The following is a 19153-nucleotide window of genomic DNA, read 5'->3' on the forward strand; positions in this document are numbered from 1 at the left end:
GTTAAATGTACCTAGGATGCAATAAACTATCTTCATAAACTTCTTCTTTTTCAGCTATATCTTCTGTAACCTTTAACGAATCGATGCAATAAAAAACTGCGTATATAAAAAAGATATCAGTTGCAACCTTAAACCAGATAACGAAGGTTAAAACCAATAAAATCAAGAAAAACATCCAATAATCAGGGTGTCTTTTCATAAAAACCAATGCATTTACCACAAACAAAAGGGCGAATACAGAAAAACCAATTAAGCCAGAGTAAAGGATAAAACGACAATAGCCAATATCCGTACTGAATACGAAGTTGTCAAACAATCCAGTACCGATTAACCAAGTTTTCTGATCCTCTGGCCATACCCACATTTCCCTATTCAACTTATCTGTTGAGTCTGTTCTCCATTCACCTTTTTCAACGTAATTGAAGAAACCCTCAAAAGCAAAACGCATTTGATCATAAAACTCTGCGTTGGTATTGTATAGGTAAATGGATACTCCAATGGCTACAACCAGAAATAGTCCGAACAAAAGACTTAATTTTCCAGAATACTTCTTTACAGCTTGTCTAAAAACGGATGAACCAAATACTAAATAGCCTAAGGATGCCCCCAATCCTAAAATGGTCGTTCTAGAAATGGCATTTCCAATAATTGCAATAAAGAAAAAGGCGATTAACAATAAACTAATTGACCAAGTATTGTTCCTAACTTTTTCATCATTATTTAGGGTTGCAGTAATCATTAATAAAACGATGGTAAACCTAACACCAGCGGGGTCTAATGCTGCACCAATCCCATAAAGTCTTCCGACCTCTTCAAAGAATTCCTGGCCTTGAGACACATAACTATCTACGAAAAGCTTGACACTTGGGATATTATCAATCATAAGTGCTGCTATACATTGAAAGACACAAACCGCTGTGGCATAAAAAGTTATTAACTTAAAATCAACTTTCCCATGGACAGATTTAATCATAGTACAGATAGCATAAGCGCCAAAGTACCAAACAGCAAAACTTAGTATATAAGAAGCATAGGCGTAATCGGTAGTTTTATTTATGTCGGTAGAATAGAAGCAGATGAATGAAAACAACAAAGCTAATATGACTGAAACTAAAAACCCTTTTGAAATTTTAATTTCTTTTTCCATTAACCAATTCATCCCAGCAAACATAACACCTAGCAATGCTAGGATCATTTTGGTGTTTAGGCTAGGTAGAAAAGTGAAAGAGATCGGAAAGAGATAAAAACTCACCGAAGCTCCTAGAATAATATAAAGCAACAATCGAATCATATAGTACAATGATTATTTATACAATACTCCATAAACCATTCTCAAAACAACTCTATTATAAAGTTTAATCAGCCAAAATTGTTTTTTGACTGCAGCTAATTGTAAAAGTCTTGTTCTCATAGGAAGGGCTGTGTTTTCCATCACATACGGATTTGCCTCTGGAAACCAGCTTAGCCACTTTTCATATTGAGAGATTTTTTCAGAAATTAATAATGGTAGTTTTATATTTAATTTTAAATAATATATTAAGTTACCTAACTTATCTGATAATTCACTGTTTTTTAAATAGTTTTCAACGTCTTCTACGTTTGCTGACACTTGTTCAATATGACTATCGGAATAGGTTTTTGTCAATGAAGCGGTATTACTTTGTCCATAGTGATAAAAATGACGATCTAAATAAGCTACATTTTTCGCACTACAGAACAATTTAATCGCTACCATCAGATCCTCCCCCATATTTTTACCTTCAATGAATCGAATATTGTGATCAACAAATAATTTTGTCTTGAACAAAAACAGCCATAGGTTCCACCTCATCGTTCCCCTCATCATCTTTTCAATTGCCTCCATCGGTGATTCAAAATTTGGCTGATTCATCTTTCTTTCATTTTTCTCAAAAGTCAGATACCAACTAAATCCCAAAATATCGAGATTCTCTTTTTCAGCCTTTTCAGCTGACAACTCCAAGGCATCATGGTCAATTGCATCATCTGCATCAACAAAATAAATATACTCCCCTTTTACAGCATCCAACCCCGTGTTTCTAGCAGCTGCAACACCCCTATTCACCTCATGGATAATGATTTCTACATCAAACTGTGATTGGTCTCTAAACTTTTCCAACACCTGTAAGCTTTTATCCGTGCTACAATCATTGATGAAAATTATCTGTAAATTTTTGTAAGTCTGGGATGATAAAGAATCCAAACATATATGCAAAGTTTTCTCTGCATTATAAACAGGAACAATTATCGAAATTAGTGGCTTTCTATTCATTTTCAAGTCCCCACAAAACTAAGCTTTATTTGTCTGAACATACTGTAGAATTTTATCTACAACATTGATACTCTTTGAATTAAACTTCCGTGCAAACAATTTATCTGAGTGTATTAAATACTCAAAATCAGCATCTTCCCAATCTCTGATCACATTATTTTCCCATCGAATCTCTCGCATACAGCCTCTTCCCTCATCCTTGTAATCATAAACTTTATTTTTGTATACGGAATTCCAACAAATCGTTTGAACTACAATTTCATCACAGCAAAAACTGTTTTGATATATTCGCAAAATCTTATTTTTATCCTTTAATATTAGTTTAACCAAGCCATCAGAAATACTTAACCATTGCGTCCCTTTCTTGAATTCAATACTTTTATTCCTTTTATAACCAATAAGTTCCTGAACTCGAATTAAACTTGCTCTTACAATTCTTTTCAGTTGATTGGAAACTCCTTCATTCGTTCTAAAAGAACTTGAAAACAAATGGGTCCTTCTTACCTTCCTATCAATTTCTTTACTTATGTCCCCAGTATAAAAACCAATAAACTCCTTTCCTTGGTTGGAGTTAAAAAATTGATGAATGAAATCTTGGGACTTTATTGGCATATCTACCCCTGATAATAAGTGGTAATATTGATAGGACTTGTTTTTTGAGGCTGCCTCGAAAAGATTCAGTTCAGCTTCCACTACAGTTACATCTCCCCATTTAACATCTACGCGGTTTTCCAGAATAAATAATTTCGAAAATTTTACCGCTAAGGTCGGTAACTCTTTAACTTTTGCGTCGAAGTGGATATAGATATCATTTCTCACATCATCAAGTGATTCAATAAGTCTGTTTAAAACCTCAAACTCATTATGAGCTAATATCAGGTATGCATGTTTCATAATTAGGATTTAATTCTATCCAATATCTTTTCAACTATTCCAAAATGTGATGAGCTAAATTTCCTTGCAAATAAGCAATTAGATTCAATTAAAGACCCAAGATCTTCTTGAGAAAAAATTGTTGAATTTGCATTACCAACTTTATGCATCAATACCCTATCAGAATACATAATGTTCCAATTTTTTCCAGAATAGACAAGTTCAGTAGGTACGAAAAGCTCATCTCCGCACATGGTATATTTATATTTTTTTAATATTGTTTTCTTTCTAGACAAAAGGAATTTTACGGCGTCATCAGTAATACTAACCCAGTTTGAAGCCTTAATAAAGGTGCGATCTTTATTCACATATACCCCAAGTAGATCCTGCACCTTGATTCCTACCCTCCATAACCTTTGAGACATCAATCTGGAGTTAAAGCTCTTCATAAATAAATTCATACGATTCCCTTTTCTTTCAAGTTCTTCAGGACTCGAGGGCATCGGAACGAATACTTGGGAAATGGGTATGGATGAGAAATATTCATGAAAGGTATCTTGTTTGACCAATGGGAGATGGACGCCGGAAATCATGTGATAATAGGCATAAGGACCGTTTTGATTTGCCAATTCAAAAAGGGCAAATTCTGCTTCAATCTGGCTGATATCTCCCCACCTAACATCTATCCTGCTTGAATTATCTACAAAAAACAGATTCGAATATTTACTTTTTATTGCAGGTAAATCGTTCACTTTCTTATCAATATGGATGAAGATATCATTTCGACTATCGTCTAGAAGATCGACCAGAATTGATAGTATATCAAATTCATTATGAGCTATAATCAGGAATGCGTGTTTCATAATTTATTCGAGTTTTGTAAAAATGCATTCATTTTCTTCATACCATCAGCATCAAAATAGGACATTTTATGAGTTGATGTAAAATTCAAAGCCTCCCCATATTCCATTAATCCTTCTAACCCATTGAATTTAGTCTGAAGGATATGAGGATATACATCACTGACCACTTGACACTGCTTGTCCTTTAATTCCCCTTCTACAAGTTCATTATATAAAATTTGAAAGAAGAAATAATCTATAATTTCATTTTGCGTTCGCCAATAATATAATATCAACTCCAACATATCTGTTATCAAGTCATTGCCTTTCTCAGCATAGATAATGCTGTTTAATACCTTGACTTTAAATTCTTTGTCCCATCCCCAATAAAAGGCATAACTGTTCTCCCAAAAACTCTTTTTTTGCTCCTTATTATCCCTTTGATACATAAAGTAAGGCAAGGATTTAAATTTTTCATCTAATGGAGCTGTCAATAAAATCGTAGCATCCAGCCACACGCCTCCATAAAGACTGAGTAATGAAAGTCGAAGTAGATCAGAAAAAAAAGTTCTCTTAAAAATACCCTTTTCTAATTTTTCAATGACATATTCTGGAAGATCCACATAATCCTTATAATTTGAGTCGTCAATTCGAATTACTAAATAATCGGCTTTATATTGATCTACTGATTCAAAACAATGTTTCACAACCTCAGGAAGAGAAGCATCGCTACAGCCCTGACCCCAATACTGCCAAATAATCCTATCGGTTTGAAATTCTTTTTTAGGTTTTAAATTTTCAAGAACAATTTGACCAGAATAATATTGATCGATTACAGGATGCCAAAAACTAGCAACTTCCTTATGCTTCTTGATAATCTTGGTTTTTCTTATGAATGACCAGATTTGACTAATTATGGGTAAATTTTTTATACTTCCTAGCACCTTTCAATAAATTAGAGAATTGAAAAAAATTATTAGAAATCAAATATTTTTAATTTTTCGAATTAACGCAATTGAACCTAAACTAACTTTTCCTAATATTGGCATTAGCAGTAACTTCGCTAATGATTGAAGTTTCATATTTGGATTCCATTTTTCTTTATATTCTTGAGGTAAGTCAAAATAATATTTCCACCAAACTTCAAATTTTATGGTCAACTCATTCCATGGTTTTCCACCTGTATAATGTATTGTTCCAGTATTTTGAATTTGATTCCAATCAGTCTCCGTATATTTTTTCAGAAAATCAGGCTTGAATTGAGGAAGGAAAAAGGTACGAATTCCATTATATACTGGCGATAGGCCCAATACTTTCCCTTTACAATAAATATTGAGTACATCCTGGTCTGGGAATTGTAAATAAGGAACCTTCAGACCATCAATAAACTTTTTCGACATATTGTCTTGGCGCATTAACTCCAAATTCATCAGCAAAAAACCAGAATTAAAGTAGAAACCGGGTTCACAGCCAATTTCTTCTAAATACGGTATCTGTGATTCCAATGCAGCTTCATAAACGGCAGCTAGGTAGTTACCGTTTAAGTCCATAGATTCATATAATTCACCGAGATCCTTTTGAATGATAACATCGCAATCGGTATAAATTACACGATCATATTGTTTTAGAAGTTCGGGTAATAACAATCGAAATGAGGCAGCAATGGTATATCGCTCATCTACATAAACGCCTTCTAATGCCCCGTCAAGGTTTAGAAACGTGAATTTCATCCGTTGTGGATTTAACTTCGCTAATAAGCCCTGCAGATCCTCAGGAAGGTCTTTTGTTAATAAACAGATTACTTCAAATTGATATTTTGGATTTGAATTTTTTAAAATGGAAGACAAACAGGTTACTGCAGGAATAAAATAATTCTCAGTAAATGCGACTACTATTGGAACCGAAACACGCATAAAAAATATAAATTATTAGGACTTTCCTCTTAACTAACGTAGTAGTTTGTCCTTAAAAAATCTAAAGTACATAATCATTTTATCCTTTCTACTTAATAATTCACAATTCTCTATACATCTTGCTTTATTTATAGGTAAATTCTTAACAGCTACATTATAATAATCATAAACACATTTTTGATAAAGGGTGTCCCATTGGATTTTCTGCAAACACAGCTTCTCAATTTCATCCTTTGGCTGATGATAATCAATTGCTCGCATCATGGTATAAAGATGAGTAATTGCCTTTATTTTGTGTTCATATTTCGTTTTATCACTTGAAAGATGGATATCTGAGACCCTAAAATCAAATAATAATTGACTTGTATTAGCTATTCCATTTCTAGCCAGTTTCACTGTACTAATAGTATCAGTTCCAAAGGCAAAAGGCAAACTGTCAAACCTTTCTTTTTGGATCACTTTAGTCTTAAACATGTAATTTCCAATACATACAAACGGAATGCCTTTTACCCAGTCATAGACATATTCCATCTGGCTACACTTTTCGGCCAAGATTCCATCGATTTCCAATAGGTCACCAGCATCATTTATTACAGAGACCCTAGCGCGTAAAATATCAACCTCTGGATATTTCTTAATCAACTCTATGCAATTTGCGGTAAATTCAGGATGATAAAGGTCATCATCTGCAGCTAAAACTAAATAATCTCCTTTAGCATAATCAATTGATTTATTCCATTGAGCTACAAGATCTTTCCCTCCAATATTTACTTCGTTTTTATAATAAGAAATTCTTGGGTCCTGATAAGTTGAAACTATTTCATATAAATTTTCTGGAGAATTATCATCTATAATTATTAACTCTATTTCTGAATAAGTTTGATCTAATATACTATCGATTGCTTGTTTAAGGAATTTCGATTTATATGCTGGAAGAACAAATGAAATTAACATACTTGATTATTTTTTAACGATTACCTTACCTGGAATTCCAACAACAGAAACACCTTCCTCAAGGATTGAATTTAACACAATTGACCCTGCTCCAATTTTTACATGATTCGATATTGTAATATCTCCTAAAACTTGGCAACCTTGACCAAAATCCACAAAATCTCCAATGACTGGCAAGCCATTATCATCACTTCCGGTATTACCAATACAACAATTCCCATGAATGGTACAGTTTTCCCCTATCCTTGCTTTTGGGTTGATAATTATGGAACCATAATGTGCCAAGTGCAATCCTAACCCGAAACAACCGGCAGGAATAAAAAACCCAAGCTTTGATCCTAGTTTATTTTTCTTTCTCGTATAATAAAACTTCAACAATTTATTAGGTTGCAAAAAAGTATAATATTCTTCAGATCTTAAGGCAACTACAAATGACCTCAAAAGATATCTTTCAGAACAAAGAATCCAATCAATAATATTTTCCCTAGAAAATCTTGCTGGATAATACATTCTGTCCCCTTTTATATATTGGCTCTTTGTGTAGTTTTTATATTTATTCAACATGAATATTATGATGCTACGTTCGATTTATTATTTAGAATTTGGCCTATTATACTCTCTCTTTTTATCAAATTGACCTTTGAATAAAATTCAACTAACTCTCTATCTTTTGATGTCAATTTCAAAACAGGAAAATTATTAATGTTCATTTTTTGCCTACATAGGACATAATTAATCCTGTTAAAATCCCAATCACAATTCTCCTGGATAAAAAATGCACTGTCCTCACATTTTTTCAAATACATATTTACATCCTTCAATTCTCGGCTAGCAATCTGCTCACACATATTTAACATGAGATAAGCTGGATTTGACAAGTCTTGTGATATCAATTTATAATCCGCTCTTGATTTTAATACTTCAAAAAATCCTTTACTACCATATTTTATTATTGGGGAAAACATTTCCAGCCAACGGTTAATAAAATAATTGTTCGGCCCTGTTGCTAAAAACCAAGTTTCTACAATGGGAAATTCTTTACAAACAGTACTTTTCTCACGGTAATAACCGATCAAATCATAATGGCTTGAATTACTCATCTCTTCTATCCAATCCAATTTATCTACCAGAATAGTAGTCGCATCTAACCAAATACCACCATTTGTAGATAGTAATTTCAACCGGATATAATCTGCTTTGTGGGCAGCCAACATGTCTTTATGAAAATCAACTTTTGGAATGAAATCAAAGAGATTGGTTTCATTCAACACCGTAAATTCATAGGTAGGGTTTTTCCTTTTGTTGTTTTCAATTATTGCCTTTATCAAATCAGGAACCTGTAAAGAATCCCAATAGATCCATACTTTTTTAGGTATTTTGACAGAGGAAATAGCATTCTTTTTAAGCAATGAAATATTACTTTCTAAATGATGTGTTCCATTTTTAATGAAACTGTTCTTTAGAAAATTAACTCCAAAACTTTTAATAAAATTAACTAATTCCTTTTCAATCATAAAACATGTTTGTTATTTATTCAAAAACAATATTTATTAAGATTTTCAATTCAATAACTGACCGATAAAACTTCTTTTATTAATCAACCTCAACTCCTCCAAACTACTTAAAAGAGACCTATCCCCCGACGTCAACTTAATGAGTTTATAGTTTGATTGACTTGCGTCCAAACGAGTTAGGGCATAAGAAATTACATTAGAATTCCATTCATAGTGATTTTGTAAAAAAAATGCATTTGCCTCTGCTTTACGTAGATATAAATTATATCCAAGTGTGTTTCTTTGAGCAATTTGACATGCCAGGTAAACCAATAAATATGATGGAGGCTCAATATTCTTTTGGATAATGGCGTAATCCTCCCTCTCCTGCAGCATCTTAAAGTACTGGGGACTCCCCATATCCCTTAATGGACTAAGTACATCCAGCCAATCTTTTATAAATTTATTGCCAACCTGAGAGGCTAAAAACCAAGTTTCAATTACCGGAAAGTTGTTATCATAGGTATTTACCGATCTATAATAACCAATGACATCATATTTGTTTCTTAATGGCTCCTGGTATATCCAGTTTAAACTTTCTTGTAAGATGATAGTAGCATCCATCCATACACCTCCATACCGAAACAACAATTCTAATCTCATTAAATCGGTCTTATTTGGTATAGGAACTTCCGCATGGCAATAAAAATCAGGCAGATAATTTTTAATAGTATGACTAGATAGAACCTTTACTTCAAAATCGGGATTAAGTTTAATTATTTTTTCTACTGACCCTTTTACAATTTGCGGCAACTCATCTTCTTCCCAATAGATCCAGATTAATTTCGGAATATCATCTCTTCTCTCCTGAGATTGGCATATTTCAATTACCGCTTCCTCATTGGAGAATAGCGGGAGATTGAAAATCCTCCTGCTATATCCAGCAGCAAGGCATCGCAGAACCTTTGGATATTTTGAGAGATTAAGCGGCATAAAGTTCAAGGTTTGAAAAGATCATTGCGATTATGGCAGCTCTTTTAAATGAAATTTTGGTAGCCAACCTTTTTATTAAATAGGCAGCATTACTAGGAGAAATCTTAACCATGATCTTGAAAAGGTCCATAAACTCTTTCCCAGACAAAGCCGATATACCTATATCCTCAGAAATCCTCTGGCTCTGAAGAACAAAATTGTTTTTAATATTATTGTCTTTTGTGTAGTTTTTTAGATTTAAAACAGCCTTCAATACATGGATGGATTGGAAATAGATAGATTTCTTCCCAAAAATAGAAATATTAGACATCCTATAAACCGCCATAAATTGCGGTAAATAGCCATATTTGCCCATTTCACCATTTAGAAACCACAATACATAATCCCCAACAAGTGAATGTTCTAAAAGATCTATAGATTTTAAGTTATTCCTACAGAGTACAGAAGGAGTATGGATAAAATTACCGTTTGATATCTCTTCAATAGTTTTTTTACAACTTTCCTCCTCTTTATTCAAGGTTTCATGCATAAAGCGACCCTCCTCATTCTCATATAGTAGAACTCTATGGTATACAAGGTTACAATCTTGATTTTCATTCAGGTAATCAACCTGCCTCTGGATTTTTTTCACATCGATCCAATAGTCATCACCTTCACAAACTGCGATAAACTCTCCTTTCGCTTGCTTAAAGGTCCAAATAAAGTTTTTAATGGAACCTTTATTAACTTCATGGTTATAATACCTAATAATAACATTAGGCGGACAGGGATTCTCTTTTATATATTTCTCGACCACCTGGTGAGTATTATCTGGTGATTTATCATTCGAAATGATTAATTCAATAACACCATTAAACTCCTGACTAACAACCCCATTGATTGCTTTTAAAATAAAATCTTCATGTCCGTATGTAGTCATTACAACTGAAACATCTACATTTCCTTGTTTATTTTCGTCCATAGTTAAATTCTCAATAGGCTTCCGTCATGAAACAAAAACCTATTATTTGATAAATAGTTACTACTTATGTTAAAATTGTTGTTTGTTTGGTGTAATTAAAGGGGATCTAAATAAATTCAAATTGATCTAACATATTATGGATTTCTTCTTTTGTATTGGACATCAGCGCATCCAAAATGGACAATCCTGGTTCAAATTCTCTGTATCCTTGTTTATATTCCTGAAGATTGATTTGATGAAAATACATATCAATATCAGCATTGAAATATTTTGTTCGATCGAAGAAACTCATACCTCCAATAGGATTAATGTAAGTGAGCTTTGCTCCTAATCTTTTACAGATATTTAATGCCCATTCATCTGAATCTTGAGGTTGATCAATTTTAATTCCCATTTCTGAAAAAATTGATATATCACGCTCCATATCCAAATACTTACATATTTCAGTAAGGACATGGCGGTTCAATGAAGTGATATTATCAAAATCTTTTGAAAATGTCTTTCTCAAAAAATCCATCACTAACTCGTAATTCGGCGCAATTTTCTTATAGATTTGAAATTGTGCTAGTATTTTCTCTTTCCAAGGTTTAGTGTTATCTAAAACACAATCTTTAATTAAGGTAGATCTTCCATTTTCTTTTTTCAATGGAACCTGGATATACAACCATCCTTCCTTTTGCTTTAAAATCCGATTTCTTTCTATCCAACCCCGTCTAATGAATTGGACGGTGTCCAAGAGAATAAACCTATCAGTATGTTTGATCAAACTGATATATCCTAAATAAGGAAAGAAATATGGCTGCATTATACCTATTTTTTTTCTAAGCATAATGAACTTGTTCTAAGATGTTACTATTATTAGCGTGTGTTTAGTGTGTGTGATTTTTTCGAGTACTATATCCCTTTTTATATCATATCACATTTGTTTTAAATTATAAATTTTATTCTAACTATTAACCTTAATAATAATTGTTGGTTTTTATTATTTTCCCTGGCACACCCACAACTGTACTGCCATCCGGAATATCTCTATTTATCACTGAACCTGCCCCTACTACCACTCTCTTTCCGATTGTGACATTTGGCAGGATGGTACAATTTGTTCCTAAGAAGCTCAATTCACCTATTTTACAATGTCCTGAAATCGCAGTTCCAGGGCATACTTCAACAAAGTCATCAATTATCACATCATGTCCAATCGATGCCATTTGATTGATTAAAACTCCTTTCCCAATCTTAACATCATTGGTAATGACTGAATTCAACATTACATTTACCCCTTCTGAAACCTCCACCCCAAAAGAACCAATCTTACTGGTCTGGGAAATCAATGAATGGGGTATCCCTCCTGCTTCAACAAATTTTCTGAACGCTCCAGCTCTTAATAATGGCCCACCTAATCCTAAAACAAACTTCTTATCGACCTTTGCAAAATAATCACTTGCTTCACTTAGGTTTCGCAGGACTAAAAACTCATTATATAGCTTATCAGGTAAATCAGATGATACATCATCATAAAATACGATATTACTCTTATTTACTGTTTCCAAACAAACCTCCAAAACTTCTTTTGCAAGGCCTTTGGCTCCAAATATTAACATGTACTAATTGTTTTGACTTCTTAAAATAATGCGGCAAATCCAATCCACCTCATCATCTGTCAATTCATAGTACAATGGTAAACATAAAACCCTTTTCGCTATGTCATCAGTAACCTTCATTGATACTGGATCAAGATAAGGTAGACTTGAAGACAAGCTAGGGTAAAAATACCTTCTTGTGAAAATTTCAAATGTATCCAAAGTGGATTTGATTTTTAATAATAGATCTTCTGATTCTATTACATAAACCAAATATGCACCATTTTGGTTTGAATTTTCATGCCAAACGGGTACTGTTGCTTTAAAATTCTTTAGATTTTCGGAATATCGCTGTATTATTTCTAAGCGTCGGCTGATAATCTTGTCCAACCACTTAAAGTTGACCAAGCCCATGGCTGCATGGAATTCCGAATTTTTACCGTTTAACCCCAATTCAGAAAAACTGCTATATCCAGAGATTCCAAAATTTCTCATGTAAGCGATTTTCTTCAACAAATCTGGGTCCTTTGTAACAACCAATCCGCCTTCTATACTGTGATAAAGCTTTGTGGCATGCAAACTACAAGTACTGATATCACCATATTCAAAAATTGATTTACCATTCACTTTTACTCCAAATGCATGTGCCCCATCGTATATCACCTTTAAATTATGCTTTTTGGCAATTTTTTCAATAGCTTCAACATCACATGGATTTCCATAAACATGGGTAGCCAATATAGCACTTGTATCTGGTCCGATTGCCTCTTCAATTTTTTTGGGGTCTATATTCAAAGTTTTAGGATCAATGTCCACAAACTTAGGTGTACAGCCCTCCCAAACAATGGAAGACGTAGTGGCAACGAATGAAAAAGGGGTGGTTATGATTTCTCCGGTTAAGTCTAAGGCTTTGATTGCCAATTGAAGTGCTACTGTACCATTAGTAACATATAATAAATGGTTTACATCGAAATAATCCTTCAGCTCCATCTCCAGTTTACTGGCAAGAGGACCCATATTTGTAAGCCAATTCCTAGACCAAATACTGTCCAAGTATTGCTTATAATCTTCTATTGGAGGTAAAAATGGTTTTGTTACAGGTATCATCTAATTAATTTCGAGTTGGAAAATTAAATAAATGATACCTTTTTTTATTGAAAAGCCTTAATTAATCTTTTGTTTGTAGGACATCCTTTACAACCTCTAGATATTTATGACCGAATTTTAAATCTGGCTCCAAATGGTTGCCTTCAGCCCATTCATTCCAAGATTTAATAAAAACGATCTGATTCTCGGGATCATATTTTTTCACCATCTTGACCGCATTGACCATTGCCTTCTTAAATAGTTCAGGCGTAGAATCATGAAGTATAAATCCATTTAATCCGCTTCTTGGGCTGTTATCCCAATTTGGAATCACGGTTGGATAATAAATATTGTTGCCCGAATTCTCATCAAACTCTTGAATAGCATCCTTATAGTTATAAATCCTAACAGGACGCTTAAATATTTTTTTATAATACTTATTTAATCTACTTGTCTTCGCTCTCCTATATATGTCAACAAATTTATTTGCAGATCTTAAATAAGAATCCTTTGTATGAACCGCAGGAGTTAGAGCATCAAATCCGTACTTTTCAGTATCCCAATCTGGATCGACATTAGTCGCAACTAAATGAATGCCTTCGAGACCATTCTCGGTAGCTAATCTTCTAAATGTGGAAACAAACAACGGCAAATCAGGAATTTCCATTGGTTTATAAACCATAAATAATGGTTTCCCATCAACCTTAAAATATCGTTTGTCCTTAAATGCAGGTAATATGCTATTGAAATGATCGATATAATCTTGCTCTCCAGGATAAACCTGTTCAACTAGAATAGTTTTGGGATTACCATGCCAGATTCCGCTCCAGGTTTCATTTGCCCAGGCTAGACAAAAAGGGAAATCTGGGGTACCCGATTCCAAAACCTCTTGAAATGGCCGTTCCAATATCCGGCGCCCATTCCCAAACCAATAATGCCAATAACAAAACGCAGAAATACCATATTTCTTTGCCAAATCTGCCTGCGCAATCCGTGCCTCAGAAAGACGTAAGTCGTAGAAACCCAAGTCGGCAGGAATATGTGGTTGATAGTGTCCCGGAAACATTGGTTTTGCTTTTGCAACATTTGTCCATTCTGTAAAACCTTTCCCCCACCATTCATCATTTTCTTTAATTGGATGAAATTGTGGAAGATAGAATGCGATTGCCTTTACTTTCCCCATGATGTATTAACTAATAGGTAAATGAATAAAATAGTTCAGTTTTGTTGATTAAATCTCCCTAAGTCGCTGTTTCTCAATAACTTTATTGTACCTAAATAAAATACCAAGAAATTTACGCCAAATGAATAAGGATCTACCAAAAATCGCGCCTGAAATGGTTAAATAGTAGAAAAATGGCTTATAAAATTTCAAAATTCCTTGGGTGTTCAAAGCCTTCCGAATACAGGTGTTTAAACTTGCAATAAAATATTCCTGATTTTCGGGAGAAATAGTCATTAATTTCACATGAGAATACTGTTTTAGAATTCCAAAATTGTCAACTTCCTTATAGCTTGAATCAATATCTTGAAGAAAACTGTCCAAAATAAAGAACTGATCCACTAATCTCCGTCTTTCATTTTGTACAGAAATAGTAACTGAATTAGGATTATGTCTATAGAAATAAGTTTCTCTGAAATTGAAGGCTAAACTTTTTATGTACTTCCTTAAATGATAGGTCCACAGCACATCTTCATTCACAATACCCTCCATGAAGTAGATTTCATGCCTCTTTAAGATATCCAAGCGAATAAGCTTATTGCAAGGTGAAATAGGTAAGCTATTGAAAATGTTTGACCGGACCCAATGTATGTCACAAGAATAATCTGGATATCCTTTACCAGAGATTTTCAGAACATGGTTGATATTTGCAACCTCACTTAAAATTTCCCCTTGAACGATATCGACACCTGGATGTTTAAATACATGGTATACCAACTCATCGATACAAGTTGAAGAAATTGCATCATCACTATCTAAGAAATAAATATAATCGGACTGGCTTTCTCTGATCCCTCGATTCCTAGTTCCTGAAGCCCCTAGGTTTTTATCATTCTTGAGCAACTTAAAATTGATTGGTCCATTATAGCTATCAATTTTCTTTTGAAGAATATCAAAGCTTGCATCAGTACTCCCATCGTCAATGAACATGCAGGTCAAATAAGGATAATTCTGAAGAGCAACCGACTCAAAACACTCTCTGATGTACTTTTCAACATTAAAAACCGGAACAATTACTGTTACTTGGATCATGGGTCCAATATAGGGATATATTAATAAATTGTAAAATATTAGGACAATATTTTAATTACAATTTTCTAATAATTCACACAAAAGAACTATGCTAATTTTTACTCTACCGAAAACCCTTATTTTATCTTTAAACTTAAGCCAATTGAATATAACCGAAAATACACAGTACCTAATAGACCAAACAAGGAATAAATCTCCGATATATAGTCTAACCCGACTTCAAATTTATACTTTCTTATTGCAATTAAAAAGTCCCTCTTATCTTGGACCCCCCTATTGCTATGGATCAATAGCTGTGCAAAATCCTTCAAATACTTTTTTGTAGCATCCGACTTTTCAACGTGATTCTTTTCAGAACCGGAGGTACTGTTTCTAAAAACCCTCACTACCACACTGGAATCACTGATGAAGTAAATTTTATTGAATCCTGACATACTCAAGATCAAAAAATCATCTGTGTGCCAAGCTAGAGGATAAATTTCAAAACCGACATCATTAAACCTTTCTCTCCTAAAAACATGCTCACTTAGGCTACTGTTCAGTCCTCCCGCAATCTTTCTTAATATTAGATTATAGGTGTCATAGTAACCAGTTCTAAATCCATTATAAAACCTAACTTCCTTGTCACCTACAAAATCAAGGATTGTATTAAATTTTAACACATGACAGCAAGAATCGATGAAGGCTAAATTCTTATAAAACTCTTCTACAAAGTTTGAGGAAATGGAATCGTCATCACCCAATATTTGAAACCAAGGCTCTTTAACCTCAGTCAAAATTCTCATCCATTGAAAAGCCAAATTTTTCCCACCTAAGTTGTCGGAATAATTGAAATAGAAATACTGGTCTGATGATAAATATTTTTCGATGATAGGTAAAGGGTCATCCGGACTTAAATCGTTTCCTATGTAAACAGAAAACCTCTTATTGCTTTGGTTAGCTAAAGATTTTATACATTCTTCAAAATAATCAATCTTGAAATAAGGAATTACTATTGCTAATTCGTTCATCTCAGGAGCTTAACTTTTAAAATGGTTTCCTTATAACCAAGGCGCAAAATCTTCAAATAGCTGGTTGAAAACTCTTGACATACCAGTAGTGGCCACTTCCAATTCGCATAAGCCAATTGTACTATCCCTTGGACTAGAATTAACCCTAAAACTCCAAACGAAAGATAATTTAGAACCAGGAAATCACCGATTGCAACAAAAAATCCTGCAATGATGGACGACTTCAAAAAAGGAACTTCATTTTTGGTCACTATCAAAGTTCCAAAGTTGGAATGGTTATTTTCTAAAATGACAACTAAACAATATGCCATCATGATATAGGCATTTGGCAAAACTGCATTAGAACCTATAAATTCAAGTACCATTGGGCCCAAGAAAATCAAAAAAGAGGCCCCCATAATGAATAAGGAAAGATACACGAACAATGCAAAGGAGAAAGTTTGCATCACCTCCTTTGATTTCCCTGAGATTCGCAGCGAAGCAAATGTAGGGTTATAACTGTTGATCAATGTTCCTGAAACCACCCCTATAATACCCACCAATTGGATTAACAGACCATAAGATGCGACCTCCTCACTGCTCAGGTATAAACCTGCTAAAAACATACTGAGGTTATTTATGGCATATGCAGAGATAAACACCAATCCCAATCTACTTGAATTGTGCCAAATCTTTAGAAACAAATCCTTTCTTTCTTCAGGCTTTGGTTTTATCCCTTTCAGCTTTTCTTTGAAATCACGGTCATAAAAGAACCGGTAAGAAATGAATCTATATACAAAGGTGGAACATAGACTGGAAATCGCCACTCCAAAAAGTCCATAGCCCATGTACAAAAAGGAGATGGCTAGAGAAATATAGACAACTTTGGAGATGATCCCGGCAATTTTGGCTTTGCGGATCAATCCTCGTCCTATCAATAAAGAATCAAAATAGGTAAAATAGAAACTCAGAAAGATGGAAATAATGGTAAATATCCAAATCCAGATCACATGGTTCACACTTGTAAAACCGTTGGTGACACTGTAGATATACCAGGTCCCAAACGTACAAAGAACTATCCCAGAAAAAATAGCAATCCGTAGATACACGAATTTAGCCGTATTGATCATATTGGCGAGAAGATTATAATTAATCTCTCCTAATCCATTTACATCTTGGATACCCTTTTTTTGAATTTCTTGGGCCCCACTAAATACATAGGTAATATTCCTTCCGAACTGCGGTGCAAAACCAAAATCGAACAAAGCAACCATGGACCCCAAGGATCCAATCAAGTAGTTTAATGCAATTTCCTCTGTTGAAAGTAATCTTAAAATAATAGGAAGGATGAAAATACCTGAAGCTATTCCAAAAAATTGCGCTAAATAACTCCAAATAACATCCTTTTTGGTCAATTTAACGCCCATAAAGTTGTTTAAGTCTCTTTATTCTTGCGGCTACCTTTAATTAAGTCAATTAATATAGCCAATTCCTTAGTCTTTAATAGATAAGCAACGCCAAAATAAGTACACAAATATATGGAAACAGATATTATCAAACGAATTAAATCGTGGTAATTTATAAGTAAATATTGGTCAATTAGGAAAACGAGCCCACCTACAATTAACGCCCTGATAATACTCGGCAACAAATCAGCAAATTGTCTCCAAATAGGGTAATTAATAAACTTAGAAGTGTAATGGGTATTTATGAAAACCGTAATGACTGAAATAATAACACTACCCCAGACTAAACCAATCATACCGAATGGCAAACAGCATAAAATGACCGAAACAATAACTATCTTTTTGAAAACCTCGATTTTCAAGTAAAGGTCGGACCTACCTTTTGCCTGCAAGATATTCAGGTTATAGGCATGGATTGGATAAAAAATCCCTCCTATTGATAAGATTTGAAAGTATTGGACAGAAGGCAACCATTTATCTGTCAATAAAAACCGGATCAAAGGTTCTGCAACTACAACCATTAAAACTGACAATGGAGCTATCAGAAAGATCACAACCAAAATAATACTTTGATAATATTTTTTCAATGCAGCATCATCATGGGCTAGCTTGGCAAACAGTGGAAATGTAACCCTATTTAAAGCCCCAGCTATATTTGTAATCGGCAATTGCTTTAATGAATCAGCCCTATTATAATAACCCAATTGGGTTGGAGAAAACTTCTTACCAATGATAATGTTGTACAAATTATTGAAAATCGTATCCAACAATGACGAAGCGGTCAATTTCACACCAAAGGAAAAATGGTATTTGAATTTCTCTTTATCAAAGACAAAAGAAGGCCTCCAATCACTATACAACCAATATTGTAATGTATAAACAAAGTTTTGAACTAGGGAAGAATAGATCAGTGACCAGACACCGAACCCATGGGTCGCAAAGAAAATCCCAGATGCACCGCCAGCCAGCATGGATGGTAACTGAATCTTGAACGCCCTTTTGAAATTCATCTCTTTAATGACCTTCGTCGCTTGAACTGCCGCAAAGGAATCAATGATTAAGATGATGGCATAAGTCCTGATTAATCCTGTAAGAACTGGGATTTCATAAAAAGCGGCAACAAGTGGAGCGGTAAAAAAGATGATGCAGTACAGGATAACACTGACACCAAAATTGAACCAGAACACAGTGGACATATCCCTTTGGTCGACATCTTGACTTCGTATAAGGCTATTTGTCAATCCCCCGTTTACCAAAACAGCGGATACACTCATAATTACCCCATACAAAGCAATTGTTCCAAAATCAGATGGCAATAAAACTCTTGCTAAAACCAGGTTTATGACAAAACCGATCAGTTGCGAACCAAACTGTTCAGCAAAAACCCAAAATACTCCTTTAGCAGCTTGCTCTTTAAGCCCCATGCTTTATAGTTTCAAAATTTTTAATATAAAATTAT

General features: G+C 34.0%; 19 protein-coding genes. All 19 read right to left on the reverse strand.

Annotated elements, in window-relative coordinates; translation table 11 throughout:
* Nucleotide 1 precedes the first annotated feature (1 nt).
* The 19 genes from NLF99_RS07145 to NLF99_RS07235 all read right to left on the reverse strand — a co-directional run bounded on the left by NLF99_RS07145 (nucleotide 2) and on the right by NLF99_RS07235 (nucleotide 19118).
* On the reverse strand, nucleotides 2–883 hold the full coding sequence (locus NLF99_RS07145; protein ID WP_254527397.1) for a hypothetical protein: 882 nt from the start codon (nucleotides 881–883) through the stop codon (nucleotides 2–4).
* 420 nt (nucleotides 884–1303) lie between these two features.
* A complete protein-coding gene (locus tag NLF99_RS07150) occupies nucleotides 1304–2290 on the reverse strand; it encodes a glycosyltransferase (protein WP_254527398.1) in 987 nt (328 codons plus the stop codon).
* 18 nt (nucleotides 2291–2308) lie between these two features.
* Nucleotides 2309–3184: a beta-1,6-N-acetylglucosaminyltransferase gene (locus tag NLF99_RS07155; RefSeq protein WP_254527399.1), complete on the reverse strand. Its 876-nt coding sequence runs from the start codon at nucleotides 3182–3184 to the stop codon at nucleotides 2309–2311.
* A 2-nt stretch (nucleotides 3185–3186) separates the two neighbouring features.
* Nucleotides 3187–4026, reverse strand: a complete 840-nt coding sequence (locus tag NLF99_RS07160; RefSeq protein ID WP_254527400.1) for a beta-1,6-N-acetylglucosaminyltransferase — start codon at nucleotides 4024–4026, stop codon at nucleotides 3187–3189.
* Nucleotides 4023–4949: a capsular polysaccharide synthesis protein gene (locus NLF99_RS07165; protein ID WP_254527401.1), complete on the reverse strand. Its 927-nt coding sequence runs from the start codon at nucleotides 4947–4949 to the stop codon at nucleotides 4023–4025. Before NLF99_RS07165 ends, NLF99_RS07160 begins: the two co-directional genes overlap by 4 nt.
* A gap of 39 nt (nucleotides 4950–4988) precedes the next feature.
* The gene (locus NLF99_RS07170; RefSeq protein WP_254527402.1) at nucleotides 4989–5918 is read right to left on the reverse strand and encodes a glycosyltransferase family 8 protein; all 930 of its coding nucleotides are present in this window, start codon (nucleotides 5916–5918) and stop codon (nucleotides 4989–4991) included.
* 33 nt (nucleotides 5919–5951) lie between these two features.
* Entirely contained in the window at nucleotides 5952–6872 is a 921-nt protein-coding gene (locus tag NLF99_RS07175; protein ID WP_254527403.1) for a glycosyltransferase family 2 protein, read from the reverse strand.
* A 6-nt stretch (nucleotides 6873–6878) separates the two neighbouring features.
* Entirely contained in the window at nucleotides 6879–7382 is a 504-nt protein-coding gene (locus tag NLF99_RS07180; RefSeq protein WP_254527404.1) for a serine O-acetyltransferase, read from the reverse strand.
* Between the two features lie 59 nt (nucleotides 7383–7441).
* Nucleotides 7442–8386 carry a glycosyltransferase family 32 protein gene (locus tag NLF99_RS07185; RefSeq protein ID WP_254527405.1) on the reverse strand — a complete coding sequence of 315 codons (945 nt, stop codon included), beginning with the start codon at nucleotides 8384–8386 and terminating at the stop codon, nucleotides 7442–7444.
* A gap of 45 nt (nucleotides 8387–8431) precedes the next feature.
* A complete protein-coding gene (locus NLF99_RS07190; RefSeq protein WP_254527673.1) occupies nucleotides 8432–9358 on the reverse strand; it encodes a glycosyltransferase family 32 protein in 927 nt (308 codons plus the stop codon).
* Nucleotides 9348–10319, reverse strand: a complete 972-nt coding sequence (locus NLF99_RS07195) for a glycosyltransferase family 2 protein (RefSeq protein ID WP_254527406.1) — start codon at nucleotides 10317–10319, stop codon at nucleotides 9348–9350. Before NLF99_RS07195 ends, NLF99_RS07190 begins: the two co-directional genes overlap by 11 nt.
* A gap of 106 nt (nucleotides 10320–10425) precedes the next feature.
* On the reverse strand, nucleotides 10426–11148 hold the full coding sequence (locus tag NLF99_RS07200) for a WbqC family protein (RefSeq protein WP_254771280.1): 723 nt from the start codon (nucleotides 11146–11148) through the stop codon (nucleotides 10426–10428).
* Between the two features lie 130 nt (nucleotides 11149–11278).
* Entirely contained in the window at nucleotides 11279–11920 is a 642-nt protein-coding gene (locus NLF99_RS07205; protein WP_185212426.1) for a NeuD/PglB/VioB family sugar acetyltransferase, read from the reverse strand.
* Nucleotides 11921–11923: 3 nt separating this feature from the next.
* Complete coding sequence (locus NLF99_RS07210; RefSeq protein WP_185216636.1) at nucleotides 11924–13006, reverse strand: DegT/DnrJ/EryC1/StrS aminotransferase family protein; 1083 nt, start codon at nucleotides 13004–13006, stop codon at nucleotides 11924–11926.
* A gap of 61 nt (nucleotides 13007–13067) precedes the next feature.
* Nucleotides 13068–14168 carry a glycoside hydrolase family 99-like domain-containing protein gene (locus NLF99_RS07215; RefSeq protein WP_185212430.1) on the reverse strand — a complete coding sequence of 367 codons (1101 nt, stop codon included), beginning with the start codon at nucleotides 14166–14168 and terminating at the stop codon, nucleotides 13068–13070.
* Nucleotides 14169–14216: 48 nt separating this feature from the next.
* Complete coding sequence (locus tag NLF99_RS07220; RefSeq protein ID WP_254527408.1) at nucleotides 14217–15239, reverse strand: glycosyltransferase family A protein; 1023 nt, start codon at nucleotides 15237–15239, stop codon at nucleotides 14217–14219.
* Nucleotides 15240–15355: 116 nt separating this feature from the next.
* Nucleotides 15356–16249, reverse strand: coding sequence for a glycosyltransferase family A protein (locus tag NLF99_RS07225; protein WP_254527409.1), 894 nt, complete (start codon nucleotides 16247–16249; stop codon nucleotides 15356–15358).
* On the reverse strand, nucleotides 16246–17655 hold the full coding sequence (gene wzx / locus NLF99_RS07230; RefSeq protein ID WP_254527410.1) for an O-unit flippase-like protein: 1410 nt from the start codon (nucleotides 17653–17655) through the stop codon (nucleotides 16246–16248). Before wzx ends, NLF99_RS07225 begins: the two co-directional genes overlap by 4 nt.
* 8 nt (nucleotides 17656–17663) lie before the next feature.
* Nucleotides 17664–19118: a lipopolysaccharide biosynthesis protein gene (locus tag NLF99_RS07235; RefSeq protein ID WP_254527411.1), complete on the reverse strand. Its 1455-nt coding sequence runs from the start codon at nucleotides 19116–19118 to the stop codon at nucleotides 17664–17666.
* Nucleotides 19119–19153: the final 35 nt, after the last annotated feature.

Origin of the sequence: Sphingobacterium sp. LZ11T8 (genome assembly GCF_024261425.1) — a bacterium.
GTDB lineage: Bacteria > Bacteroidota > Bacteroidia > Sphingobacteriales > Sphingobacteriaceae > Sphingobacterium.